Source organism: Paenibacillus sp. R-74696, assembly GCF_055814915.1.
This window is the reverse complement of record NZ_JBPULM010000017.1, coordinates 333472-358114: the sequence shown is the minus strand read 5'-3', so window position 1 is coordinate 358114 and position 24643 is coordinate 333472. Positions and strand designations below refer to the sequence as shown.

At 50.3% G+C, this 24643-nt stretch carries 18 protein-coding genes; 16 read left to right on the top strand and 2 right to left on the bottom strand.

What is annotated here, in order from left to right:
• Positions 1-4: 4 nt before the first annotated feature.
• From ACSR9A_RS04065 to ACSR9A_RS03990, 16 genes are all read left to right on the top strand, one after another.
• Positions 5-1513: a response regulator transcription factor gene (locus ACSR9A_RS04065; protein WP_473755795.1), complete on the top strand. Its 1509-nt coding sequence runs from the start codon at positions 5-7 to the stop codon at positions 1511-1513.
• A gap of 134 nt (positions 1514-1647) precedes the next feature.
• Entirely contained in the window at positions 1648-2526 is an 879-nt protein-coding gene (locus ACSR9A_RS04060; RefSeq protein ID WP_473755794.1) for a carbohydrate ABC transporter permease, read from the top strand.
• A 3-nt stretch (positions 2527-2529) separates the two neighbouring features.
• Positions 2530-3366, top strand: a complete 837-nt coding sequence (locus ACSR9A_RS04055; protein ID WP_341277728.1) for a carbohydrate ABC transporter permease — start codon at positions 2530-2532, stop codon at positions 3364-3366.
• 78 nt (positions 3367-3444) lie between these two features.
• Positions 3445-4371: a glycoside hydrolase family 113 gene (locus tag ACSR9A_RS04050; protein ID WP_473755872.1), complete on the top strand. Its 927-nt coding sequence runs from the start codon at positions 3445-3447 to the stop codon at positions 4369-4371.
• Between the two features lie 15 nt (positions 4372-4386).
• Complete coding sequence (locus ACSR9A_RS04045; RefSeq protein ID WP_473755793.1) at positions 4387-5631, top strand: AGE family epimerase/isomerase; 1245 nt, start codon at positions 4387-4389, stop codon at positions 5629-5631.
• 41 nt (positions 5632-5672) lie between these two features.
• Positions 5673-6878 (top strand): glycoside hydrolase family 130 protein, encoded by a 1206-nt coding sequence (locus ACSR9A_RS04040; protein WP_473755791.1) that lies wholly within the window; start codon positions 5673-5675, stop codon positions 6876-6878.
• A 133-nt stretch (positions 6879-7011) separates the two neighbouring features.
• On the top strand, positions 7012-8328 hold the full coding sequence (locus ACSR9A_RS04035) for an ABC transporter substrate-binding protein (protein ID WP_473755790.1): 1317 nt from the start codon (positions 7012-7014) through the stop codon (positions 8326-8328).
• A 128-nt stretch (positions 8329-8456) separates the two neighbouring features.
• Positions 8457-11030 carry a beta-mannosidase gene (locus tag ACSR9A_RS04030; protein ID WP_473755789.1) on the top strand — a complete coding sequence of 858 codons (2574 nt, stop codon included), beginning with the start codon at positions 8457-8459 and terminating at the stop codon, positions 11028-11030.
• Between the two features lie 232 nt (positions 11031-11262).
• Positions 11263-13581, top strand: coding sequence for a glycoside hydrolase family 88/105 protein (locus ACSR9A_RS04025; protein WP_473755787.1), 2319 nt, complete (start codon positions 11263-11265; stop codon positions 13579-13581).
• Positions 13582-13890: 309 nt separating this feature from the next.
• Positions 13891-15756, top strand: a complete 1866-nt coding sequence (iolD, locus tag ACSR9A_RS04020) for a 3D-(3,5/4)-trihydroxycyclohexane-1,2-dione acylhydrolase (decyclizing) (RefSeq protein WP_473755786.1) — start codon at positions 13891-13893, stop codon at positions 15754-15756.
• A 41-nt stretch (positions 15757-15797) separates the two neighbouring features.
• Positions 15798-16700 (top strand): myo-inosose-2 dehydratase, encoded by a 903-nt coding sequence (gene iolE / locus ACSR9A_RS04015; protein WP_473755785.1) that lies wholly within the window; start codon positions 15798-15800, stop codon positions 16698-16700.
• A gap of 42 nt (positions 16701-16742) precedes the next feature.
• On the top strand, positions 16743-17750 hold the full coding sequence (gene iolC, locus ACSR9A_RS04010) for a 5-dehydro-2-deoxygluconokinase (protein ID WP_473755784.1): 1008 nt from the start codon (positions 16743-16745) through the stop codon (positions 17748-17750).
• A gap of 27 nt (positions 17751-17777) precedes the next feature.
• Entirely contained in the window at positions 17778-19229 is a 1452-nt protein-coding gene (locus tag ACSR9A_RS04005) for a CoA-acylating methylmalonate-semialdehyde dehydrogenase (protein ID WP_473755783.1), read from the top strand.
• 54 nt (positions 19230-19283) lie between these two features.
• Positions 19284-20309: an inositol 2-dehydrogenase gene (gene iolG / locus ACSR9A_RS04000; RefSeq protein ID WP_341277718.1), complete on the top strand. Its 1026-nt coding sequence runs from the start codon at positions 19284-19286 to the stop codon at positions 20307-20309.
• Positions 20310-20341: 32 nt separating this feature from the next.
• The gene (gene iolB, locus ACSR9A_RS03995; protein WP_473755782.1) at positions 20342-21172 is read left to right on the top strand and encodes a 5-deoxy-glucuronate isomerase; all 831 of its coding nucleotides are present in this window, start codon (positions 20342-20344) and stop codon (positions 21170-21172) included.
• 154 nt (positions 21173-21326) lie between these two features.
• Positions 21327-22340 carry a LacI family DNA-binding transcriptional regulator gene (locus ACSR9A_RS03990; protein WP_473755780.1) on the top strand — a complete coding sequence of 338 codons (1014 nt, stop codon included), beginning with the start codon at positions 21327-21329 and terminating at the stop codon, positions 22338-22340.
• Between the two features lie 33 nt (positions 22341-22373).
• Here the strand turns inward: ACSR9A_RS03990 and ACSR9A_RS03985 are convergent, their stop codons facing one another.
• Together ACSR9A_RS03985 and ACSR9A_RS03980 are read right to left on the bottom strand one after the other, a co-directional pair.
• On the bottom strand, positions 22374-23468 hold the full coding sequence (locus ACSR9A_RS03985) for a GerAB/ArcD/ProY family transporter (RefSeq protein ID WP_473755778.1): 1095 nt from the start codon (positions 23466-23468) through the stop codon (positions 22374-22376).
• Entirely contained in the window at positions 23465-24634 is a 1170-nt protein-coding gene (locus tag ACSR9A_RS03980) for a Ger(x)C family spore germination protein (protein ID WP_473755777.1), read from the bottom strand. The genes ACSR9A_RS03985 and ACSR9A_RS03980 overlap by 4 nt, the downstream gene beginning before the upstream one ends.
• Between the last annotated feature and the right edge of the window lie 9 nt (positions 24635-24643).

Here is a 24643-nt window from a genome sequence, read left to right as displayed (position 1 = left end):
AACGATGGATATAGTAGTCGTAGACGACGAGGAACGAATTAGACTGGGGTTATGCAAGCTGATTGAGCAGGCAGGCGAGGAATACCGGATTATTGGCGCCTATGGCAGCGGGCAGGAGCTGCTGGACCAACTCGATCATATTCATCCCGATTTTGTGCTGACTGATATTAAAATGCCACAGATGACCGGGCTCCAGCTCATTGCCAAAGTGAAGCGGCTCGGTAAAAATATTAAATTTGCTGTGCTGAGCGGTTTTAATGATTTTGAATATGCCAGGGAATCGCTGCGTCAGGGTGCAGAGGATTATTTGCTAAAGCCAGTCAACCTTGAGGAGCTGATTCGCCTGCTTGCCAAGGTGAACAGCAAGGTTAAGCAGGAGCGCGGCCGCAGTCGCCTTGAGTCGGGCGATTTAATTAGCCTGCTGCTTTATGCCGATGAGAAGCAGCTGCCTTCCTATGTCGTGGAGGACGTGTGTGGAACGATTGATCAACTGCCGCTGTTTCTGCATCACTATGCGGTGCTGTTATTAACGACTGCCCCAGAGCTAAACGAAATTCAGCTGGAGCGATTCATGGCCGACTGGCTTCGCGAAAGAATCATTATTACTGGTGAAGGCGGCAAAAGGGTTATCCTTATCTCCATTCACGATTCCGACCATGCCGAAACCGTCAGGGAGCTGTCCGTTACGCTGCTGCAGCGACTTCCTGCCTTTACGCGTGCCAAAATAGGCTTTAGCAGCATTTTCCGCGGCAGCAGTTGGCTAACGCATGCCTATAGCGAAGCTTTTTCCGCCTATCAGCATGCTTGGTATAATCCGGAGCCGCGCTGGTCCTCCGGCGCTGTTAGTCGTGTCGCGCCTGTCGATCATTTGCTGCGTTTGACGCATATCGTGAGCAAGGAGCTGCTGCCGGCGCTGCAAATGAATGATTTTGCTTTGGCGCAGGCGAAATTTGAAGGGTGGCTGCAAGAGGCTGCTGCCCAGCGCATTTGCTGGAAGGAGCTGCAGGAGGCCTGCTTTGGCATTAGCGCTCACGTTGCCGAGGAGCTGAAAAAACGCAGCGTCCAGCTTGAATATGGACAGGTGAATATGCCGATAGATCCTGAAGCAAGCGAAAACTGGGAAGCCTTCGCCCAGGGGCTGCGGGCTGGAATGGAGGAAATTTGCGCTTTGCTGGGCAGCGCGCGTTCAGATAATAGAGCCATAGATAAAGTGAAATCGTATATCCAGCAGCATTTTACCGAGGAGCTTGAGCTGCAGCGACTCGCGGATATAGTATATTTGACGCCAAGCTATTTAAGCAAGCTGTTCAAGACGGAGACAGGCGAGACGATTACCGACTATATGATTTCTGTGCGGATTGAGGCGGCAAAACAGCTGCTGCGCCAGGAGCAGGGGCTCAAAACGTATATGGTCGGCGAACGGGTAGGGTATGCTGATCCCGCTTATTTCACTAAAGTATTTAAAAAAATGGCTGGCCTAACACCAAAGGAATATCGCGATAAAGTTAGGTGAAGAAAGTTAGGTTCCCGTTATCCAAATTGAAGACAATAAAACATAACAAAGACCATTATAATCGGGGCCAGCTTCTCCTATAATGATGAAAACGCTAACAACGGTGTTCATTAAAAGAAAGCGAGGGTGGCCTTATGCATCAGTTCTCTTACAAAACGCAGCGATATTTAATTTTGTTCGGGTTTTTGACAATTCCCGTGCTTCTGTCGCTGACCTTCTCGTATTACCCGGCCGTATCTTTGCTGTATTACAGCTTGACGGATTGGAGCGGTCTTGGCTGGGACATGAATTTTATTGGCCTTGACAACTACAAGGAGATTTTTACAAAGCCCGAAGTATTCGGGGCGCTTAAAAACAATGCTTATTATTTCATCGGGGGTTTAATTCAAGTTGTCTTCTCGCTTTATTTTGCCGTCATATTGACGAGCAAGCTGCGGGGACGAAATGGGTTTCGAGTCATTCTGTTTTTGCCATATGTGCTGCACAGCGTAGCAACGGTCATTATGTTCAAAAACGTTTACCATGTGGAATACGGCTCACTAAATACGCTGCTCGGAGCGATTGGACTTGAATCGTGGCAGCAAAGCTGGCTGGGCGATAAGCATTTGGTCAACTTCTCGCTTGCCTTTATTTCTATGTGGAAGTATATGGGGCTTAATATGGTTATTTTCATCGGCGCCTTGCAGTCGATTCCTGACGATTTGTATGAAGCGGGCTCGATCGATGGCGCATCAGGCTGGCAGAAGTTTAGATTTATAACGCTGCCAAGCATTCGCAAAGTGCTGGAGCTTATGCTTATTTTAACGCTGACAGGGGCGCTCGAGGCTTTCGATATTCCTTATGTCATGCTGCTAGGTGCGAACGATACGTCAACCTTCGTCATCAAGACGGTGGATACGGCATTCAAATATCAAAACTTCGGCCTTGCCTCGGCGATGGCAGTTGTCCTGCTTATGATGGTCCTGCTGTTTATCGTTATTCAGCGCAAGTTTTTGTTCAAAGGAGGGGAATAGACGATGGGACAGAGTAGAGAAGGTTCACCATTATTTACGATTTTCAAATATGTGACGCTGGTTATCGCGCTGTTCGTCGTCTTATTCCCGCTTTACTCGATTGTGACTGGGGCGTTTAAGACACAGATCGAGTATTATCAATCCGGTCTTGCTTTGCCGGCAAACTTCTTGAACTTTGATAATTTTCAAAAGGTGTTCGACATCGGCAAGCTCGGACTCGGCTTCCGTAATATTGCGATCATTCTGGTCATCGCTGTAGCGGGCAACATTATGTTCGGTACGATGGTGGCGTACGCGCTGGGCCGGTTTGATTTTAAGCTGAAAAAAGGGATTATGGGCATGTACCTCGTTGCCCAGGTCATTCCTATGGTAACGACGCAGGTCGCTACATTTAGCGTCATTAAATATTTCTCGCTTTACAACACGATGGGTGCGCCAATCATTCTTTATTTGGGAGCCGACGTGCTGCAAATCGTCATCTATCTGCAATTCGTCAACAGCATTCCGCGTGATTTGGATGAAAGCGCAATGATGGAAGGCGCATCGCTGTTTAAAATTTATCGATCGATTATTTTCCCGCTGCTCGGGCCAGCAACAGCGACGCTCGTTATTTTGAAGACGATCTCGATTTACAATGACTTTTACACGCCTTATCTGTATATGCCAAGTCAGAAGCTAAAGGTTGTATCGACGGCTATTTATGCCTTCGTCGGGCCGAATGCCGCCCAGTTGAACGTCATTTCCGCAGGCATTTTAATTATTTTCATCCCGACGGTGGCGATTTTCCTCTCGATGCAAAAGTTTATTTTTGCCGGTGTAACGAGCGGTGCAGTCAAATAATCAGATTACAAACCAAATATGGATTGTGAATTGAAGGGGGAAACATACTTGCAGCAGTGGAATGAGCAGGTTTTTGGAATGACATGGGGCTGGACGGGAGTTCGCGGTACGTGGGCAGGACCTGCGGCGGCGGCCTCCATCGCCGAAATGGCCAAGCTGAACGTAAACTGGACGGCCATTGCGTTCGCAGCGGTTCAAGAAACGCCGCAATCGACGGAAATTCCCTATTGGAGCGAGCCGACAGTAAGTGATGAGGAAATCCGCTGGGCGATACGTGAGGCGAAAAGCCACGGCATTATAGTATGCCTCAAGCCGGTAGTCAATGTGGGGAATGGCACATGGCGGGCGCATATCGGCTTTTTCGATCAGGATACGCCAGGAGAGCCGAGCTGGGGCGAGTGGTTCGCTTCCTACGGGAAATTCATTGCCTATTATGCAGCGATAGCCGAGGAAGAGGGCTGCGAAATGTTCTGCATCGGCTGTGAAATGGTACAGACGGACAAGCGCGAGCAGGAATGGCGCGATTTAATTGCCTTGGTGCGGACGCTTTACAGCGGACCTATTACTTACAACTGCGATAAATATCAGGAAGAGCGAGTGGGCTGGTGGGATGCGGTCGATATTATTTCGTCCAGCGGCTATTACCCGATTGACCAATTCGATGAGCAGCTTGATCGCATAGAGGCGGGCATTGCAAAGTGGAATAAGCCGTTTTTCTTTATGGAGGCAGGCTGTCCGAGCCGCGAAGGCTCGGCTGCAAAGCCAAATGACTGGTCGCTTCCAGGCGCACCGTCTGAAATCGAGCAGGAGCGTTATTATGAAGCGATGTTCGCTGCTTGTGCTAAACGCGATTGGATGCTCGGCTATATGCTGTGGGATTGGCCAGCTCAGCTGTACAATACGAAAGACGCTTCCCGCAACGATGATTATTGCATGTATGGCAAACGTTCGGCAGCGGTCATCCGCTCCTTCTATGCCAAGGGACAAGGACAGCCAGTAGGCTAGGGAGGCGAAAGAAAAATGAGCAACGTGACAGGAACGCAAAATATGCTGGATATCGCCGAGTGGCAAAATTCGCTGACAGAGGAAGTGCGCGAACAAATTCTTGGCTTCTGGATGAAGCATGCGGTAGATGAGAAGAATGGCGGATTTATTGGCTATATGGCAAGCGACGGCGCTGTTTCGGAAGATGCAGATAAGGGCCTCGTGCTGAATGCGCGGATTTTATGGTCTTTCTCGTCGGCGTACCGCATTTATAAGGAAGCGCCATATTTGGAAATGGCAGAGCGGGCTCTAGATGCGCTGCGGGAACATTTTCACGATCAGGAGCATGGCGGTTTGTACTGGATGGTTGATAAGGACGGACATCCGGTTCAGACGAAAAAGCAAGTGTATGGGCAGGCATTTGTTATTTATGCATTAGCAGAATATGTACGGGCTACTGGCAAGCAGGACGTGCTGCCGTGGGCAGAGGAAATCTACAGATTGCTGGAAAAGCATGCCTTTGATCCGGTTCATCTTGGCTATATTGAAGCGCTGGCGCAAAATTGGCAGGAAACGGATGATTTGAGCCTCAGCGGCAAGGATCTCAATGAGCGCAAATCGATGAATACGCATTTGCATGTGCTGGAAGCTTATACGAATTTGTATCGAGTTTGGAGGCCGGAGGGGCTTCGCGACAAGCTGAAGACGCTTATTGAGCTGCATCTGGACTATATCATTGATCCCCAAAACCATCATTTCAAGCTGTTTTTTGATGATGCATGGAACTCCAAATCCCGTCATATCTCGTACGGTCATGACATCGAAGGAAGCTGGCTGCTGTGGGAAGCGGCTGAAGTGCTGGGCGATAAAGCACTTGAGGAGCGCGTAAGAAAAGCAGCTGTTCAAATGGCGCACGCCACGCTTGCCGAGGGCGTAGATGCGGATGGCGGCATTTATAATGAGGCCGATGGAGACGGACATCTGGATGCAGCGAAGGATTGGTGGCCGCAGGCGGAAGCGATGGTTGGGTTTCTAAATGCTTATGAGCTAACGCAGGAGCAGCGGTATTTGGATGCGGCATGGAGCAGCTGGCAGTTTATTACGGCTTTCGTATCCAATAAGGAAACGGGAGAATGGCACTGGCAAGTATCCCGCGAAGGTGTTGCGGACGAAAGCTATCCTAAAATCGATCCATGGAAATGCCCGTACCACAACAGCCGGGCCTGCTTCGAAGCTATCGAGCGCTTAGAACGAATTAGGATTAATGGCATTAATAATTAATGAACATAAATAAATTCGAAATCAATCATTAGGAGGCCCTTATGAATCAATGGTTGGAACAGCTTAAAGCAATATCGGAACGGCATGAGCAGCTGCTTTATGCGCCTAATAAACAAGTTCAGCAATCAAATGGTGTATTTGCCAGATTTGAGCATCCCGTTATTACGAATGAGCACACGCCTTTATACTGGCGTTATGATTTGGACCCGGAGACCAATCCGTATTTAATGGAGCGGATCGGTGTAAATGCCGCTTTCAATCCAGGAGCCATTGAGCTCGGTGGCAAGTTTTATTTAATGGTTCGCGTAGAAGGGGCAGATCGTAAATCCTTTTTCGCGGTTGCCGAAAGTGCTTCTCCCGCAGAAGGCTTCCGCTTCTGGGATTATCCGGTATTGCTGCCGGAAACGGAAGATCCAGACATTAACGTGTATGATATGCGGCTTGTGAAGCATGAGGACGGCTGGATATACGGCCTATTCTGCACCGAGCGTAAAGATCCGGAGGCACCAGCTGGCGATACGTCAAGCGCGGTTGCCCAGGGCGGCATTGCCCGCACGAAGGATTTGCGCACATGGGAGCGCCTGCCGGATCTTGTTTCCCCGTCGCCTCAGCAGCGTAATGTGGTGCTGCATCCTGAATTTGTCGATGGTAAATATGCTTTTTATACACGTCCTCAGGACGGCTTCATTAATACCGGAGCAGGCGGCGGTATCGGCTGGGGATTGTCGGAGAGCATGAATCCGGCTGTCATCGCCGAAGAAACAATCGTCGACAGCAAGCTTTACCATACGATTAAAGAAGTGAAAAATGGACAGGGGCCGGCACCACTCAAGACGGCTGATGGCTGGCTGCATATTGCTCACGGTGTGCGCAATACAGCGGCAGGCTTGCGTTATGTATTGTATGCTTTCATGACGGATCTGAATGAACCGAACAAAGTTACGTATGCGCCGGGCGGACATTTGCTTGCACCGGAAGGCATAGAGCGTGTAGGCGATGTATCTAATGTTGTATTTTGTAATGGCGCCGTCCAGCTCCCGGGCGGCGAAGTGTACATTTATTACGCTTCCTCCGATACAAGGGTGCATGCAGCTGTAACAAGCATTGACCAGCTGGTGGATTATGTGAAGCAAACGCCGCCGGATCATCTGCGTTCCCGCGCAAGCGTGGAGCAGCGTACCGAGCTGATCAGCCGCAATCTTGAGTTGATGGAGCAGGCGGAATATGCTTTTCTGCGCCGCAGCTAAGCAAACTAACAAAAGATGACGCTGTTAGCATAATTCATGACAATAAAAACAAAACAGCGTCATATTATTTTGTTTTCAGAGCGTATATGATTACGATGTAAGCGATACCAAATATGACTCAGGGGGTAACAAAATGAAAAAAGGCTTGGCTTTATCTTCCGCAATTTTATTAATGACTACCATTCTCGCTGCCTGTGGCGGCAATAATGCACCAGCAGAAAGCGCTCCAGCAGCTTCTGCAAGCCCTAGCGATTCCGCTGCAAGCCCAGAAGCCAGCGCAGCTAGCGAGCTGAGCGGCAAAATTAAAGTTTTGACGCATCGTACCGATTTTCTCAACGATGGGACGCTAGATAAATACGCAGCAGCTTTTAAAGAAAAATATCCAAAAGCTGAAATTGAGTTTGAAGGCTTGACCAACTATGCGACAGACATCCAAGTTCGCCTAACAACGGGCGAAGCGGGCGACGTATTGATGCTTCCGGCTGGACTTGCCGTATCGGAATATCCGAAATATTTTGAACCGCTGCCGGATGATTTTTTCACCAATACTTTTTTCGCTGACCTGTCGCTGTTCGATGGCAAACGTTATGGATTGTCGACTGGCGTAAATACGCAAGGGATCGTGTATAACAAAAAAGCTTTTGCAGCAGCAGGTATCGAAAAAGTTCCAACTACGCTTGATGAGCTGTATGCGGATGCGGAAAAGCTGAAAGCAGCAGGCATCATTCCACTTTATATGAACTATGGCGCACAATGGCCAATGGGCAACTGGGGTGACGGCTCTGCATGGTACGTTGCGGGCGATCCGCAGTTTGTATCCAAGCTTGTAACAGATGAAGCACCATTCAAAGTGGACAACGCTTGGGGTATTCTTGCCAATATCGGCCGTACTTTCATTGAAAAAGGCTGGGTTGAAAAAGATCTGTCGACAAACAACTGGGAAATGTCGAAAGGCGAGGTTGCATCGGGTAAAGCGGCTATGTACTTCCTTGGTAACTGGGTCATTCCACAAATCGTAGGCGCTGGCGCATCGTCAGACGACATTGGCTTCTTCCCACTTCCATACGACAATAGCGGCAAATACAATGCACCGCTTGGTTCGGATTATTTGGTTGGCGTAAGCAAAGACAGCAAAAACAAAGAGCTTGCGACAGCTTGGGTAAACTTCTTCGTGAAAGAGTCCGGTTACGTAGAGCAATCCGGATTCATGCCAATCGACAAGTCGGCGCAGTCGACAATTGCTCAATTGGCTGAGTTCCAAGCAACTAACCCAACACTGCTGGAAAGCGAAGCTACAGATCCAAAATTCAATGAAATTGCCAATAAAGCGCAAATCGGCATCGGTACTGGCAACTATGTACAAGAGTATCTGGTTGCTGATGATCTGCAAGCAGCTTTCGACAAGCTGAATGCAAAATGGAAAGAAGCTAAAACAGCTTTGGGCTACTAATAGCAATAAGTAGAATTAACGATACATTTATTAGCGGTAAAATGCATGGCAACCTTGCTTCGGCGGCTCAGTCTCCGGAGTAAGGTTTCATGTGTTTAACTGACTTTTTTCATTTTCAGGAGGATACGATGAAAGAGCAATGGATGATAGGGGATTGGAATTTTAAGGATAAAATTCAGGGAGAATGGCTGCCGGCTGTCGTGCCAGGCTGTGTACATACGGATTTAATTCAAAATGGCAAGCTGACAAATCCATTCTATGGAACAAATGAGAAGGACGCGCAGTGGGTGGACAAACAAGACTGGGAATATGTATCGAGCTTTCAGCCTTCAACGGAGCAGCTTGCTAGGGCTAAGCAGGAGCTCGTATTCGAGGGGCTTGATACGTATGCGGATGTGTATTTGAATGGAGCGCATATACTGGCTGCAGATAATATGTTCCGCACATGGAGAGTGGATGTCACGGACAGGGTGACAGCTGGCGACAATGAGCTGCGTGTTCTGTTCCGCTCGCCGATTAAAGAAGATTTGCCGAAGCTGGCTCAGCTTGGTTATGCGCTGCCAGCACCAAATGATCAATCCGAGGTCGGCGGACTTGACGATCAGAAAATTAGCATTTTTGCCCGCAAAGCGCCCTACCATTATGGCTGGGACTGGGGTCCGCGCTTCGTAACGAGCGGTATTTGGCGTCCTGTATATTTGGAGGGCTGGTCCTATGTTCGGATTACGGATGTATATATTCGTCAGGATGAGGTAGGGGCGGAGCTGGCGAGACTTACAGCCGTCGTTGAGCTCGAAGCCGAACGCGAATGTGATGTCGTGCTGAAGCTGGCATCATCGGATAAAGGCATGTTTAGTGGGCATTCTGCTTCTTTAGCCGCAGGCAAACAGACGATTGAAATTCCATTTGAAGTTGAAAATCCGCGGCTGTGGTGGTGCAGAGGTCTCGGCAATCCAGAGCTGTATACGTTCCAGATCGAATGCTGGCAAAGCAATAACGAGGTGCGATATGATTCGCAGAAGGTGACGACCGGACTTCGCACGATCCGTCTCATTAGACAGAAAGGCGAGGTTGGCACTTCATTTTATATGGAGCTGAATGGTGTTCAGGTTTTCGCCAAGGGCGCGAATCATATTCCGAATGACAGCTTCACGACGAGAGTCGGCTACGACCGTTATAAACATGAAATCGTAAGCGCCGTACAATCGAATATGAACATGCTTCGCGTCTGGGGCGGGGGCTTTTACGAGGAAAAAGCCTTTTATGAGCTTTGTGATGAGTATGGCCTGCTCGTGTGGCAGGATTTCATGTTTGCATGCAGCATGTATCCGGGAGACGAAGCGTTCCTGCGCAGCGTGCAGCTGGAAGCTGAGGATAACATTAAACGGCTGCGCAATCATCCATCGATTGCGCTATGGTGCGGCAATAATGAGATCGATACCGCATGGTCGCATTTTATTCCAGATGGCGGCTGGGGCTGGAAAAAGGAGTTCACGCAGGAGCAGCAAACGAAGCTATGGGCAGACTATGAGGCGATTTTTCATCGTATATTGCCTGAAGCTGTAGCGTCCTTAACGGTAGGAATTGATTATTGGCCTTCCTCGCCAATGGTTGATCTGACCGGCGACCTTACGCAGCACTCGGATTCGTCCTCGACTAGCGGAGATATTCATTATTGGGGCGTGTGGCATAATGTAGAGCCATTTGAAAACTATAATCGTTACGTCGGGCGCTTCATGAGCGAATATGGCTTCCAGTCGTTCCCCGAGTACAAATCGGTTCGCAGCTATGCGGAAGAGGCGGATATGGAGCTGGAATCCACCGTCATGCTCGCCCATCAGAAAAATGGCGCCGGCAACCGTCTCATTAAGCAATATATGGAGATGTATATGTCCGAGCCGAAGGATTTTCCGGCGTTTTTGTATATGAGCCAAATTTTGCAGGCGGAAGCGATGAAAACGGCTATTGAAGCGCATCGCCGCCGCAAGCCGTATTGCATGGGCTCCTTGTATTGGCAGATGAATGATTGCTGGCCTGTAGCCTCCTGGGCGGGCATGGACTATTACGGGCGCTGGAAGGCGCTGCAATATTATGCTGCAAGAAGCTTCGCAGACTGCCTGCTGTCGGTAAACGATCGCAAGGAAGAGGGGGAAATCAGCTTCCACATCGTATCCGATCAGCTTGTTCCCGTACAAGGCCAGCTGCGTCTGCGATTGTACAGCTTTAGCGGCGAGCTGCTGGGAGAGCAAAGTACTCCTGTCCGCGTAGACGCAAACGGTGCGGCTAATGTGCTGACGCTTCAGCGCTCCGAACTGCTTGGAGCTGCCAACACCGCAGCAAGCGTATTACTGGCAGAGCTGCTGGATGAAACGGATGGCCGTACTCTTTCAAGCGAGCTGCATTATTTTGAGCCAATGAAGGATATCACGCTAGCCCATGCCGAACTGAAAATAACAGAGTCCGAGCACGATGGCTGTACTCAGTGGACGCTGGAGACGAATACGCTTGCCAAAGGCGTATGGCTGACTTGCGGGCGTGAAGGCCGCTTTAGTGATAATTTCTTTGATTTGCTGCCGGGAACGGTTAAGACAGTAACGTTTATTCCGCATCATCTAGGAGATTTCAATGCAGACGCAAGCACGGGCGAGGAAACGAGTGATAGCCGCGTTACGGCGCGTTCGATGGTCGATTTCATTGTCTAGGCGAATCCATAAATAACGATCGAAATTAAAAGAGGAACGCTCTCCTTAAAAAAAGAGATGACAAGATGAAGCGCTTTCAGCTATAATGTCTGCATAAGGTTAAAATTTCAATGCCGCGTGAGGTAGATCGCCAGTTGACTGGCAGTCGCAAGCGCGGTTCATTTTCACTAAGTTAAGCGCTATACCTAATCATTTTTTTCGTCGCATAGATTAACCAATAGCAAGCTACGCCATGGAAAGGATTTGTGATCATTCGATGTCGATTTATTTTCAAACAGAGGAAAGTGCACAGCATCGTTTTGGCGACAAAGATAGCGCCATTTTGAAGCTGCTGGCCGACCGTTATGTTGGTGCGAATCCGCAGGCGGGATTTATTTTCCGCGCTTTTAACAAAAATGGCGTTTTGCAAAATGCAGAAGGGCTGTACGAACTGGATTTGGCTGCACGGTTTCCAGAGGCCAAAGCTGGGCAGCTGAGCTATGGAGCAGGGCTCGTATGGAGCGATGAGGAGCGCAGCTTGGATATTAATGTGCGCTGCTTTGGTCCTGTAAGGCTATATTTCAACGGCAAGCTAGTCTTTCGTTCGAATGTAATAGAGGAAATCAGCCCGGATGCAACGGTTAAGCTGAGTCTAGTATTTGCAAAGGGCTGGAACAGCTTATGGCTGTCGATGACTTGCACGCCAGCGGGCTTCGGCTGTCAAATCGGCTCTGACGAGGCCAAGGTGCGGATTATGAATGTCCGTGCACCGTTCGAGGAGCGTTACGGGCAAGCAGGATGGATTTTCTCGCAGCCGGTTGATGCTGCGCTTGAGTCAGGCAAACGGGTGGAAGTGGCGCAGCCGGACTTATTGGGATCACAGCAGCAGGAATCGGGGCTGGACTGGCTGCCGGTGATCGAATGGACGAAGGAAGAGCGCGGCCTTGGCCAGCTGGAACGGATTTTCGGAGAGCAGCGTGGCAAAGCCGCCTATGCCTGGACGACAATAAATCAGCCGCTGCCTGGGAAACAGGCCGTCGTACTGGAAGGCGAGTCCTCTGGCGAGCTGACCTTGTGGCTGGAAGGACAACAGGTAGGTGAAAGCACAGCGGCAGGATCTTTCCGATTTGAGCTTTTGCTGGATACAGGCAAGCATCATTTCGTAGCCCGCAGTGTGTGCGGCGAGCAGTCTTGGGGCTTCGAGCTGACGGCTGCAAATGCCAATGATGGCAGCGCTGTCACTTTGAGCTTGCCGCAGCAAGTGCATGGCTCTGGAGCAGGACAATGGTTGTATGCTGGGCCATTTGAAGCGGAAGCGACTAGCCCTACTTGGGAGCAGCTTATTCGCACCGATCTTCTTTATCCTCTTAACAAGGCATCGGAGCCTGCTGCACAGAGGAAGTTATTGCACACCTACTGGCAGCTCGATCTGCCGAACACCTGGGTACGACCCTATTACGAAAATGCTATGCTAAGCAATAAATGGACAGTGGGTACGGTATCCAATTATGCGCGGTGGGATTATCCGCTTGGCGTTACGATATACGGCTTGCTGCAAACGGGACGTTATCTGGAGCGTCCGGATATCGTCAGCTATGCGACTCAGCATGTGGAAGCTTGCACGGAGATGTACGACTATTCCTTCTGGGATCGTGAGCAATACGGGTTCCCAGCCATTAATCAGCAGCTCGTCATGATGAAAATGCTCGATAATTGCGGCTCGTTCGGCTCGGCTATGCTGGAGTCAAGGGTAGGGCTGGCTGCTGCTGACGTAGAGCCAATTGCCGAGCGCATCGCCGATTTTATGCTGAATAAGCTGGAACGCAAGCCCGATGGCGCGTTTTATCGCACCTGTGAGGGCGAATATGCCGCCAATACGATGTGGGCCGATGATTTGTACATGAGTACGCCATTTCTCTGCCGCTATGCTCGCTTAACGGGCAATCGTGAGGCACTGGATGAAGCGGCGAAGCAGTTTTTGCGCTTCAAAAGCTATTTATTCATGCCAGAGGAGAAGCTGATGTCCCATGTGTATGATTTTAAATATGACAGGGCGACAGGCATTCCTTGGGGACGGGGCAATGGCTGGACGATTTTTTCACTGACCGAAGTGCTGGAAGCGTTGCCGCAGGCGCATGAACTGCGCGATGAGCTGCTGGACTTCTTTAATGAGCTATGCGAAGGTTATGCCGCTCGTCAATCGGAGCGGGGGCTGTGGCATCAGGTAGTCAACCGTCCGGATACTTATTTGGAGGCTTCCTGCACGGCGATGTTTGCCTATGGCTTTGCTCGGGGCGTTCGCTTCGGCTGGGTGAAGCAGCCGGCCGCTATCATGAATGCGGCGTTCCGCGCATGGGACGGTTTGACGCGCTACGCTATTGACCGCCAAGGCAATGTTCACGGCGTATGCAGCGGCTCGCGCTACGCTTTCACAGCGGATTATTATGATCAGGATTTGCGGACGGTCGTTAACGACAATCACGGCATTGGCATTATGATGCTTGCCGGCACAGAAGTCGCCAAGCTGAAGCGGCATTTGCAAACGCAAACAAACGACGATAACGCAAAATAAGATGTGGAAAAAGCAAGGCTACAAGGTGAAACGGCTGTCGCCGTCCTTTGGCGGCGCGGCGCGTTTCAGTCCGAGAAATATAAGCGGAGTATAAGGGTGAAACTTATAAGTTCTTATATTTCAAGAAAATACTTGTCAGCGGCTCTATGTTGTAGTAGCCTATGGGTGAAGCGCTTAATCTAAAATATTAGGCGCCATTCCTTTGATAAGTTAAGCGCTTAATCCAATGCATAAACATAGTTGCTGCAAGCTTGCTATAAACTTGATGAAAGTGTTCAGATTATAGATCTACGATAGGAGGAAATGGATATGACGACGATTCGATTGACGATGGCGCAAGCGCTGCTGCGGTTTCTGGATCAGCAATACATTTCGATTGATGGTGAGGAAACGAAGTTCGTTGAAGGAGTATTCGGCATCTTCGGTCACGGCAATGTGACCGGCATGGGAGAGGCGCTGGAAAGAAGCGCAGGCAGCTTAACCTTTATTCAAGGTAAAAATGAACAGGGCATGGTGCACACAGCAGCAGCCTTCGCCAAGCAGCGTAATCGCAAGCAGATTTATGCTTGTACGACATCGATTGGCCCAGGTGCACTGAACATGGTAACGGCAGCGGCAACTGCGACCGTTAATCGCATTCCGGTGCTGCTGCTGCCCGGCGACAACTTCGCTTCGCGCCAGCCGGACCCTGTGCTGCAACAGCTTGAGGTCAGCAGCGACTACACCCTTTCGGCAACAGATGCCTTCAAGGCCGTCAGCCGTTACTGGGACCGTATCGTTCGTCCCGAGCAGCTGATTACCGCAGCGCTGCAGGCGATGCGCGTGCTTACAGACCCGGCGGAGACAGGGGCGGTCACGCTCGCGCTGCCGCAGGATGTGCAGGCGGAAGCCTATGATTATCCAGAGAGCTTCTTCGCAAAACGCGTGCATTATGTTGACCGCCGCGAGCCGGCGGCGGATGCAGTAGCCCGTGCAGCGGAGCGTATTGCAGCGAGCAAGCATCCGCTTATCGTAGCAGGGGGCGGCGTCTTGTATGCGTCCGCGACCTCCGAGCTGCGAGCGTTCGCCGAAGCCTTCGGCATTCCGGTTACGGAAACGCAGGCAGGAAAAAGCGCATTTGATTGGCGCCATCCGCTGTATGCGGGAGCTATTGGCGTAACCGGTGCGCTGGCAGCGAACGAATGGGCCAAACAAGCTGATCTGGTCATTGGGGTCGGCACGCGCTACTCGGATTTCACAACTGCATCCAAGTCCGCATACGCGAACCCGGATGTGCAGTTTATCAACATTAACTTAAATGGCGCTGACGCAGCGAAGCTTGGCGGGGAAGCGGTAATTGCCGATGCCCGCACGGGTTTGCAAGCGCTGCAAAATGCGCTGCAAGCAGCGAATTACAAGAGCAGCTACAACGATGTGGAATTGGCACAGCGCAAAGCGGCATGGGATGCAGAGGTTGACCGTCTCTACAACGAAGAGCATGAAGGCGGCTTTTCCCAAACCCGGGCACTCGGTGTCATTAATGAAACGATTGATTCATCTTCCGTCGTCGTGGGCGCTGCCGGAAGCCTGCCTGGCGATTTGCATCGCTTATGGCGCTCGACCGAGCCGAAAACGTATCATATGGAATATGGTTTTTCCTGCATGGGCTACGAAGTTAGCGGTGCTTTCGGAGCGGCACTCGCCGAGCCGCAGCGCGAGGTGTACGCCATGGTTGGCGATGGCAGCTACTTGATGATGCATTCTGAGCTGGTGACGAGCTTGCAGGAGCAGCGCAAGTTTACGATTTTGCTTTTTGACAATCATGGGTTCCAGTGTATCCATAACTTGCAGCGCGAGCATGGCAGTGATGGCTTCGGCAATGAGTTCCGCTATCGTGAAGCGAGCACAGGCAGATACACGGGCCAGCCGCTGCCCATTGATTTTGCTGCCCATGCCCGCAGTCTTGGCGCCAGCGCATACAAAGCAACAAATGCGGAGGAGCTACGTGTTGCTTTGCTTCAGGCGAAGCAGGAAGATCGCACGACGCTGATTGAAATTAGCGTATTGCCGGGAACGAACTCCGGCGGCTATGAATCCTGGTGGCATGTCGGCGTTCCTGCTGTATCAGAAAGCGACAAGGTGCGGAGGGCACATGAAGCCATGCGGGCAAAGCTCAGCAAGGCGAAGCAGCTGTAGCAGGTTGATCCTATTTTTTGAATAAGGAGCTGGGGTAAGCGATGAAGCCATTTACATTTTCACTCGGCATTCACCCGATTAACTGGGTGGGCGAGGATGTGCGGGAGCATGGGGCGGATACGACCTATGAGCAGATTTTGGATGATATTCAGCGGCTGGGGCTGACCGGAACGGAAATGGGTCGCAAATACCCGGCAGATACTGCTGTATTGCGCGAGGAACTGGGTAAACGAGGCATTCAGCTCGTGTCCCAGTGGAAGTCGGTGCTGTTCTCCGATCCCGCATACCGCGAGGCCGAGCTTGAGGGCTACCGAAAGCATGCCGAGTTTCTGCAAAGCATGGGGAGCAAGGTGATCAGCACGGCTGAGGTTGGCGGCTCGCTGCATTTTGATCCGCGCCGTACGCCCAATGAGACGGAGGTGCTGCGGCTGGATGAAGCCGGCTGGCAGTCGCTTGCGACAGGCCTTAACGCTGCTGGGAAAATAGCGGCTGAATACGGCTTAAAGCTGGCTTACCATCATCATGGCGGAACCGTAGTTGAGCAGCCGGAGGAAATCGACAAGCTGATGGAACTGACGGACCCTGCCTATGTGCATCTGCTGTTCGATACGGGTCATGCCTATTATGGTGGAGCAAACCCGCTGGATGTACTGAATAAGCACTATGACCGCATTGCATATATTCATTTGAAAGATATTCGCCAGTCTGTACTCGATGAAGCCCGCTCAGAGCAGGCCGATTTCGTCACTTGTATTCGCAAAGGCGTATTTACGGTGCCGGGTGACGGCTGCCTTGATTTTGCGCCAGTTCTTCAAGAGCTCACAGCTCGCGGCTATAACGGCTGGGCGATGCTTGAAGGTGAGCAGGACCCTGCGACTTATAATCCGTATGAATATGCGAAGGAAGCGATTCGCTATTTAACTTCATTAAATAAAAAGAATTAAGTATTTTATAACATTAAATAACTGCTGGAGGTGGGCCTAGGGATGTCTTATATCACATATAACGCAGCGAAGCCGCTGGATTTTACGGCTATTGGCCGCTTGTGCATCGATCTGAATGCAAATGAAATTAATCGCCCGATGGAAGAGACTATGACGTTTACGAAATACGTTGGAGGCTCTCCGGCGAATATTGCGATTGGCATGTCCCGACTCGGGATGAAAACATCGTTTATTGGCAAGGTTGCCGATGATCAGATGGGCCGTTTTATTACGACTTATTTGGAAAATAATCAAATTGCCACTTCGGGCGTCGTGACGGATGACAGCGGTGCAGTGACAGGGCTTGCTTTTACCGAAATTAAAAGCCCGTCGGAGTGCAGCATTCTGATGTACCGCGACAATGTTGCTGACCTGTTGCTTAAGCCGCAGGAGGTTAGCGAGGAGCTGATTGCTAATTCCAAAATGCTCCTTATCTCGGGTACAGCGCTGGCACAAAACCCTTCACGCGAAGCCGTGTTCCTGGCAATCGATTATGCCCGCAAGCATGGCGTCGTTATTGCCTTTGATCTTGACTACCGTCCATATACGTGGAATTCGCCGGAGGAAACGGCCATCTATTACAACCTGGCGGCTGAAAAATGCGATATTATTATGGGTACTAGAGAAGAATTTGACAATATGGAAACCTTCGAGCCTAATCCGGAGCGTGATGACCATGTGACCGCAGCGAAATGGTTTAATTATGCCGCGCAAATTGTCATTATTAAGCATGGCAAGGACGGCTCCATCGCTTATACGAAGGATGGCGCTTCACACCGGGCCAAAAGCTTCCCGGCCAAAGTCATTAAAACGTTTGGAGCAGGCGATTCGTATGCGGCAGGCTTTTTGTACGGCAGCATGCAGGGCTGGTCAATTGAGAAAAGCATGGAGTTCGGCAGCGCCGCTGCATGTATCGTTATTTCCAGCCACAGCTGCTCAGACGCTATGCCGTCCGCCGACCAGGTTCAAGACTATATTGACCGCTGCAACCGCGGTGAAATCATCGTTTAATTTTAAAATAGAGAGGATTGAGTGGATATGACAGCAACATTAAGCAATTGGATTGGCGGAAAATGGGTAGCTTCGGTATCACAGCAGACAGAAGCCGTTTACAATCCAGCGACAGAAGAGGTGCTGGCTTATGTGCCGCTATCTTCGAATGAAGATGTGGAGCAGGCTGTAGCGGATTCGAAGAAAGCATTCGCTTCATGGAGCCGTACGCCTGTACCAAAACGGGCCCGCGTATTGTTCAAATACCAGCAGCTGCTCGTTGATCATTGGGAAGAGCTAGCACAGCTGGTAACAAAAGAAAACGGCAAAAGCTATGCCGAAGCTTACGGCGAAGTGCTGCGCGGCATTGAATGCGTTGAGTTCGCGGCTGGCGCGCCTAACTTGATGATGGGCAAGCAGCTTCCTGATATTGCTACTGGGCTTGAGTCCGGCATGTACCGCTACCCAATTGGCGTCATCGGCGGCATTACGCCGTTTAACTTCCCGATGATGGTGCCGTGCTGGATGTTCCCGCTTGCGATCGCCTGCGGCAACACGTTTGTGCTTAAGCCGTCGGAGCGTACGCCGCTGCTGGCGAATCGCCTTGCCGAGTTGTTTCAGGAAGCGGGTCTTCCGGATGGCGTGCTCAACATCGTTCATGGTGCGCATGAAGTCGTTAACGGCCTGCTGAAGCATCCTGATGTTAAAGGTATTTCGTTCGTTGGCTCGCAGCCGGTAGCAGAGTATGTCTATCGCACAGGGACTGCGGAAGGCAAACGCGTACAAGCGCTCGCTGGCGCGAAAAATCATTCCATCGTCATGCCAGATGCAGACCTTGACCTGACGGTTAAAGAAATTACGAACGCTGCTTTTGGCTCGGCAGGCGAACGCTGCATGGCCTGCGCAGTTGTTGTCGCTGTCGGTGATGTGGCTGACAAGCTCGTAGAAAAACTGCTGCAGACGGCTGATTCTCTGACGATAGGCAACGGCTTGGAGTCAGGTGTCTTCCTCGGTCCGGTCATTCGCGGACCGCACAAAGAGCGGACGCTTCGCTATATTGAAATCGGCGAGCAGGAAGGCGCACAGCTGCTGCGCGATGGACGCAAGGATGCTGCGGCTGCTGCTGATGCGAAGGGCTATTTTGTCGGCCCGACCTTGTTTGATGGCGTTCAGAAGGAAATGACGATCTGGAAAGATGAGATTTTCGCTCCGGTACTGGCGATTGCGCGGGTTGAGACGCTCGAGGAGGCGATTGAGCTTGCGAATGCATCAGAATTTGCAAATGGCGCCTGCCTGTTCACGAAGGATGGCAGCAACGTCCGCACATTCCGCGAAACGATTGAAGCGGGCATGCTCGGAGTCAATCTTGGCGTTCCAGCCCCAATGGCGTTCTTCCCTTTCTCCGGCTGGAAAAAATCATTCTACGGCGATCTACATGCCAACGGCACAGATGGCGTCGAATTTTATACTCGCAAAAAAATGGTAACCGCTCGTTGGTAGTTTAACGGTCTGCTAATCAGATAATGGATAATCGCATAAAGGAGAACGATCAAAATGGTACAAAAAATTAAAATCGGCATTATCGGCGCAGGCCGCATCGGAAAAATCCATGCTGACAACTTGCTAAGGCTCCCACAAGTGGAAATTGTCGCAATCAGCGATTTGTTTGCAAGCGCAGAGCTGGAAGCATGGGCCGCTGAGCGCGGTATCGCTACCGTTACGAAAGACAGCGCTGCGCTTATCGCAGACCCTGAAATCAACGCCATTTTTATTTGTTCTTCAACAGATACACATGTACCGCTCATTAAACAGGCTGCCCAAGCTGGCAAGCATATTTTTTGCGAAAAACCAGTCAGCATGACGCTTTCGCAAACAGAGGAAGCAGTAGAAGCGGTGCAGAAAGCCGGCGTAAAGCTGCAAATCGGATTTAACCGCCGCTTCGACCACAACTTTAAACGGATTCGTGAGCATGTGGAGCAAGGAACGATTGGCGAGACGCATATTGTGAAAATTACGTCGCGCGATCCGAACCCGCCGCATAAGGATTACATCAAGGTATCCGGCGGCATTTTCATGGACATGATGATTCACGATTTTGATATGGCAAGATTTTTGGCTGGCAGTGAGGTTGAAGAGGTTTTTGCGCAAGGCAATGTTCTCATTGATCCCGTATTCGCCGAATGCGATGATCTCGATACTGCAATTGTAACACTGCGCTTTCAAAACGGTGCGCTTGGCGTCATCGACAACAGCCGTCAGGCCGTATATGGCTACGATCAACGAGTTGAGGTATTTGGCTCCAAGGGCAGCGCCGCCGCAACGAATGATCACCCGAATACAGCGGAAATCAGCACAGCGGAAGGTATTGTACGGGATAAGCCGCTGCATTTCTTCCTAGAACGCTACAATGCTGCTTATGTAGAGGAAACCGAGTTGTTTATCGAAGCGCTGCTGCAAGATAAGAAGGTAAAGGTCGACGGTAACGATGCGCTGCAAGCCGAGCGAATTGCAAAGGCGGCGAAGCTGTCTGTGAAGCTAGGGCGACCTGTGAAGCTTAATGAGCTTCATGAACTGACGTAAGTAGACGGACCCAGGAAAGGTTGTGTGCGCAAGTGTCAGAGTTAATCGTAAAACCAAGCGCTGCTCCGGGCGAGCAGGGCGAGCTCATGAACATTACACCGCAAAGCGCAGGATGGGAGTATGTCGGTTTTCGCATCGTTCATCTGGAGCCGGGCGAGCAGCTTAAGCAGAACACGGATGAAAATGAAGTGTGCCTCGTACTGCTGAGCGGACGCGCGGATGTACAGACGCAAAATGAAAAATGGAGCAATATCGGCCAGCGGATGAGCGTATTTGAGAAAATCCCGCCGTTTTCGGTTTATGTGCCGAATGACGATTTTTATCATATTGAAGCCGTAACCGCGCTGGATATCGCCATTTGCTCTGCGCCTGGCCAAGGCCAGCATCAAGCGAGGCTCATTGCCCCGGATGCTGTAGGTGTAGAACAGCGTGGATATGGCAATCTGGAGCGCCAAATCCATAACATTTTGCCAGAGACAGCGCCGGCGGACAGCCTGCTTGTCGTTGAAGTTTTTACGCCAAGCGGACATTGGTCCAGCTACCCGCCGCATAAGCATGACCAGGATGCGCTGCCGAATGAATCGCTGCTGGAGGAAACGTATTATTTTCGCGTAGAGCCTGAGCAGGGCTTCGCCATTCAACGTGTATATACGGATGACCGTTCGCTAGACGAGACACTCGTCATTCGCAATGGGGAAGCGGTTCTCGTACCGCGAGGCTACCATCCGGTAAGTGCGCCTCCGGGCTATGAGGTATATTATTTGAACGTTATGGCTGGTCCTACGCGCATTTGGAAATTTCATAATGATCCAGACCATGCTTGGATTATGACAAAACCGGCTGAGGAAACGACAAAAGCCTAGGCCGTTTCACATCACAACAGACATAGCAGAAACCAGCTTTCCTTCAGCGGAGGCTGGTTTCTAGCATTTCAAGCCAATTCCTCCGATTTCATTGCAAGATAACATGATGTGATACATAATAAATCTACCAGTTCAAAAGTAACGGAGGTTGTCTATGAAAGCCACCATCTATGATATCGCAAAGGAAGCGGGAGTCTCGATTGCGACTGTTTCCCAAGTTATTAATGGCAAAGGAAAAATTAGCGAAGAACGGCGCAATGAAGTCATGCGCATTATGGAGCGGCTTAACTACCAGCCGAGTGTAATCGCTTCCGCGCTGACCGGGAAACGGACGTTTACGCTTGGTCTGCTCGTTCCAGACATATCCAACCCCTTTTTCGCCGAAATTGCCCGTGCTGTTGAGGACCAGAGCCGCCGCTTAGGCTACAGCCTCGTCATATGCAGCACCGACAATAAAGATGAGCGAGTGGAGCGCTATCTGTCGCTGCTGCGGCAAAAAAGCGTGGACGGCATCATTATCGGTACCGGGATTGATAATGAGGACATTATTAAACCGCTGCTGACGCAGTCCATTGCCGTAGCGCTAATTGCGCGGGACATGCCTGCTCTGGCTGTGCATACAGTCATTGTGGAAGATTTTAAAGGTGGAGCGCTTGGGGCTCGGCATTTGCTTGAGGAAGGGCATCACCGGGTCGCGGTGCTTGCCGAACATATGAAGGTCAGCAGCAGCCGCGAGCGGGTCAGGGGATTTAGAAGTGTCGTCGATGCAGCTGGGCTGCCTTGGTCCGACGCCTCCGTCAAGTTTTGCGACTACACGCTGGAGGATGGCAAGCGCAAAGCGCTGGAGCTGCTGAAGCTGACGGAACGGCCAACCGCCTTGTTCTGTTGTAATGAGCTGCTCGCCATCGGTGCGCTGCAGGCAGCGAAGGAGCTTAAGCTTCGTATTCCACGTGATGTATCGGTTATCGGCTTTGATAATACAATTTTGGCCTCGGTAAGTGATCCGCCGCTGACGACCATTGCACAACCTATTGAAGCGATGGGGAAAAAGGTTGTTGATCTGCTGGTAGAAGCGCTGCAGGACAAATCCGCTGCGGCAAAAGCAGAACGCATCGTGCTGGAGCCCGAGCTGATCATTAGACATTCTACAAGCTCCATTCATGTATAACGTTGAATCATGATTGACTTAAGGGAGAACCGCTCAAGAAGAGGAGCGGCTCGCCCTATTTTTGATTATGGCCCAGATAAATATGAAGGTCATTAAGCCGCCTTCAATAATGAGCGATACGAGCGGAAACCAATAGCTTAAATACCGATCAACTATATGGCCTTCGGTGCTGTATGGGAACATAGGGCTCAATATAAGTATGGCGCCGAACACATATACCCATGGTTTATGAGACTTCATCCCGAGCCACTGCGCGGTTCCTTCCGTAATAGCGTAATACAAGGTTGAGATTGTAATGAACGATCCCGAAATAAAGATAAGCAGCAGCAGCACCTCGATTCTCTCGAAAATAAGAAACTGCGTAATTCTCGACAGGATATAGATTGGATTTTCAAAATGCGCTGCCATCACAGGACCCATCACCACTATGCTGTACAATAAATAAAGCGTCATGATCGAAGTGCCCAGTACAACGGCGTAAACCTTCATTTTTAAAATGCTCTTTTGTTGCTTAATATGCGGCATCAGCATGCCCATCATGATGCAAATCCCAAACCAGCTGCCGGGATAGATAGCGCCTTGCAGGGCGGGAAATATACCGTGCTCGAAGGGAGGGAGCAGGTAGTGCAACTGGATATAGGGAATGGAGCTGGTAAATAAAACAATGGAGGTTAGCAAAATAATGACGCCAATAATTTGGCTCAGTCTTGCAATGGCCTCAACACCCTTTACGGCAGCAAGCCCGGCACATATCGTCATCGAGATGGAGAAGACCAACCGAGGGGTTTCGGGCATAAGGGTTCTAGACAAGAAATCACAATAAATCCACATTGCCGTAACCATTACTCCGAGAAAAAACAGCAGGAAAATGAGGCCGACAGCCTTGCCGGTTTTTCCCAATATGGAGCGTGTATATTGAATTAACGATTGTCCAGCGTACATTCTGCCCAGCCGATAAAGAAGGATAGCGACATAAATATCGATTAAAGCGCCCAAAGTCATCGACAGCCACAGGTCCTGCTTAACCTTAGCGATCAGCTGGCTCGGAACCGAGAAAAACGTGAGCGAGGTAATCGATACAAAAATGATGAAAAAGAATTCACCCGATGAAATTAGACTCTTTTTCACTTTACATCATCCTTTTTTATTTTGCTGTCAATGAGTAAGCCGGTTTTTACAAGCTCAATTGAAATGCTGCTCTGCACCTTGATATTAGCAAGCTCCTCGTTCCAGCCCTCTTTCAGCATTTTCCAGCTTTTTGGATCTTTGCGATGGATCGTTTCTCCAAAACCGACAGCGTCGCTTTTGTAGGAGCGAAAGAGCTTATGTAGGGTTCCCTCTATGGATGCTGCAATTGCGCTGCTCAGCTCTGTTTTGATTTGATCCGTCGTTTTCTTTTCCGTCAAATCTAGTTCCTCGGTGGACGTCTTAATGGAAGCTTTGGTTTTCATACGAACGTTCATTTGCAGCTGTCCATTTTCAAATGCTGGCTTCATAGCAATATGGATGTTCTTCAACTCAAACATGATTGATTTCTTATCTTTGGTAGTCATCTGGTACAATCCAAGTGAAGACAGCTTGGTCAACCAGCTTACAACCTGTGTTTCCTCGCTGTTCAGCCAGCCGACCATTTTATTGTTTCGAAAAACAGCAAGATCCGTAATTTCCATCACCAGGTCCTTAGAGCCTGACTTGCCAACCTGGAGCAATCCCGGCACCGCTACTTGAAAGCCTGACTGCTCCAGTCTAGGCAAAAATTGATAAAGCTGAATGCCGCCGCTTGTCGGCTTGTAGGTTTTATTTTTAAAATAAGCTTTCCATTCCTCGGCGGCTACAGCTTGCAGCTCTTTGGAGTCAGTCAGCACTTCCTTGACAGGACGCCGTGAAACCATCACCCAGCAGTTGAAATTCTGGTTAGGCTCCCGCCAGAAAAAATCCATGCTATCATCTAAGCCTTGTTTGGCTAAACGTTCTCCAATGAGAAGAACCTTCGTTTGGGAGAAAAAGAGGCTTTTCTTCGCCTGCTTGCGAATCGTCTCGAGTGCATCTTCAACGGTTATGCCGTTTGCCGTATACGTAGCAATCGCTCTGCGCTGCTGTCCGCCGCCGCCAGCGGCAACGGGGAGTGTCGGATTCACGAGCTGGACGGTAACCTGAAGCTGCCCCTGTTTATTTACATCCAAACCTACAGCTGAAACAACAGTCAATTGATCAAAATTGATTTGGCTCCAGCAGCCGCTAAGGAGCAGCAGCATACTAAGGAAACAGGCATATTTACTAAGATGGAGAAACACATAGTAGTC

Excerpts from the sequence above, each read along its gene's own strand:
- ACSR9A_RS04065 (WP_473755795.1), top strand. The coding sequence starts at position 5 with ATGGATATAGTAGTCGTAGACGACGAGGAACGAATTAGACTGGGGTTA.
- iolE (WP_473755785.1), top strand. The coding sequence starts at position 15,798 with ATGAAGCCATTTACATTTTCACTCGGCATTCACCCGATTAACTGGGTG.
- iolC (WP_473755784.1), top strand. The coding sequence starts at position 16,743 with ATGTCTTATATCACATATAACGCAGCGAAGCCGCTGGATTTTACGGCT.
- ACSR9A_RS04025 (WP_473755787.1), top strand. The coding sequence starts at position 11,263 with ATGGAAAGGATTTGTGATCATTCGATGTCGATTTATTTTCAAACAGAG.
- ACSR9A_RS03990 (WP_473755780.1), top strand. The coding sequence starts at position 21,327 with ATGAAAGCCACCATCTATGATATCGCAAAGGAAGCGGGAGTCTCGATT.
- ACSR9A_RS04005 (WP_473755783.1), top strand. The coding sequence starts at position 17,778 with ATGACAGCAACATTAAGCAATTGGATTGGCGGAAAATGGGTAGCTTCG.
- ACSR9A_RS04055 (WP_341277728.1), top strand. The coding sequence starts at position 2,530 with ATGGGACAGAGTAGAGAAGGTTCACCATTATTTACGATTTTCAAATAT.
- iolG (WP_341277718.1), top strand. The coding sequence starts at position 19,284 with ATGGTACAAAAAATTAAAATCGGCATTATCGGCGCAGGCCGCATCGGA.
- ACSR9A_RS04045 (WP_473755793.1), top strand. The coding sequence starts at position 4,387 with ATGAGCAACGTGACAGGAACGCAAAATATGCTGGATATCGCCGAGTGG.
- ACSR9A_RS04060 (WP_473755794.1), top strand. The coding sequence starts at position 1,648 with ATGCATCAGTTCTCTTACAAAACGCAGCGATATTTAATTTTGTTCGGG.
- ACSR9A_RS04040 (WP_473755791.1), top strand. The coding sequence starts at position 5,673 with ATGAATCAATGGTTGGAACAGCTTAAAGCAATATCGGAACGGCATGAG.
- iolD (WP_473755786.1), top strand. The coding sequence starts at position 13,891 with ATGACGACGATTCGATTGACGATGGCGCAAGCGCTGCTGCGGTTTCTG.
- ACSR9A_RS04050 (WP_473755872.1), top strand. The coding sequence starts at position 3,445 with ATGACATGGGGCTGGACGGGAGTTCGCGGTACGTGGGCAGGACCTGCG.
- ACSR9A_RS04030 (WP_473755789.1), top strand. The coding sequence starts at position 8,457 with ATGAAAGAGCAATGGATGATAGGGGATTGGAATTTTAAGGATAAAATT.
- ACSR9A_RS04035 (WP_473755790.1), top strand. The coding sequence starts at position 7,012 with ATGAAAAAAGGCTTGGCTTTATCTTCCGCAATTTTATTAATGACTACC.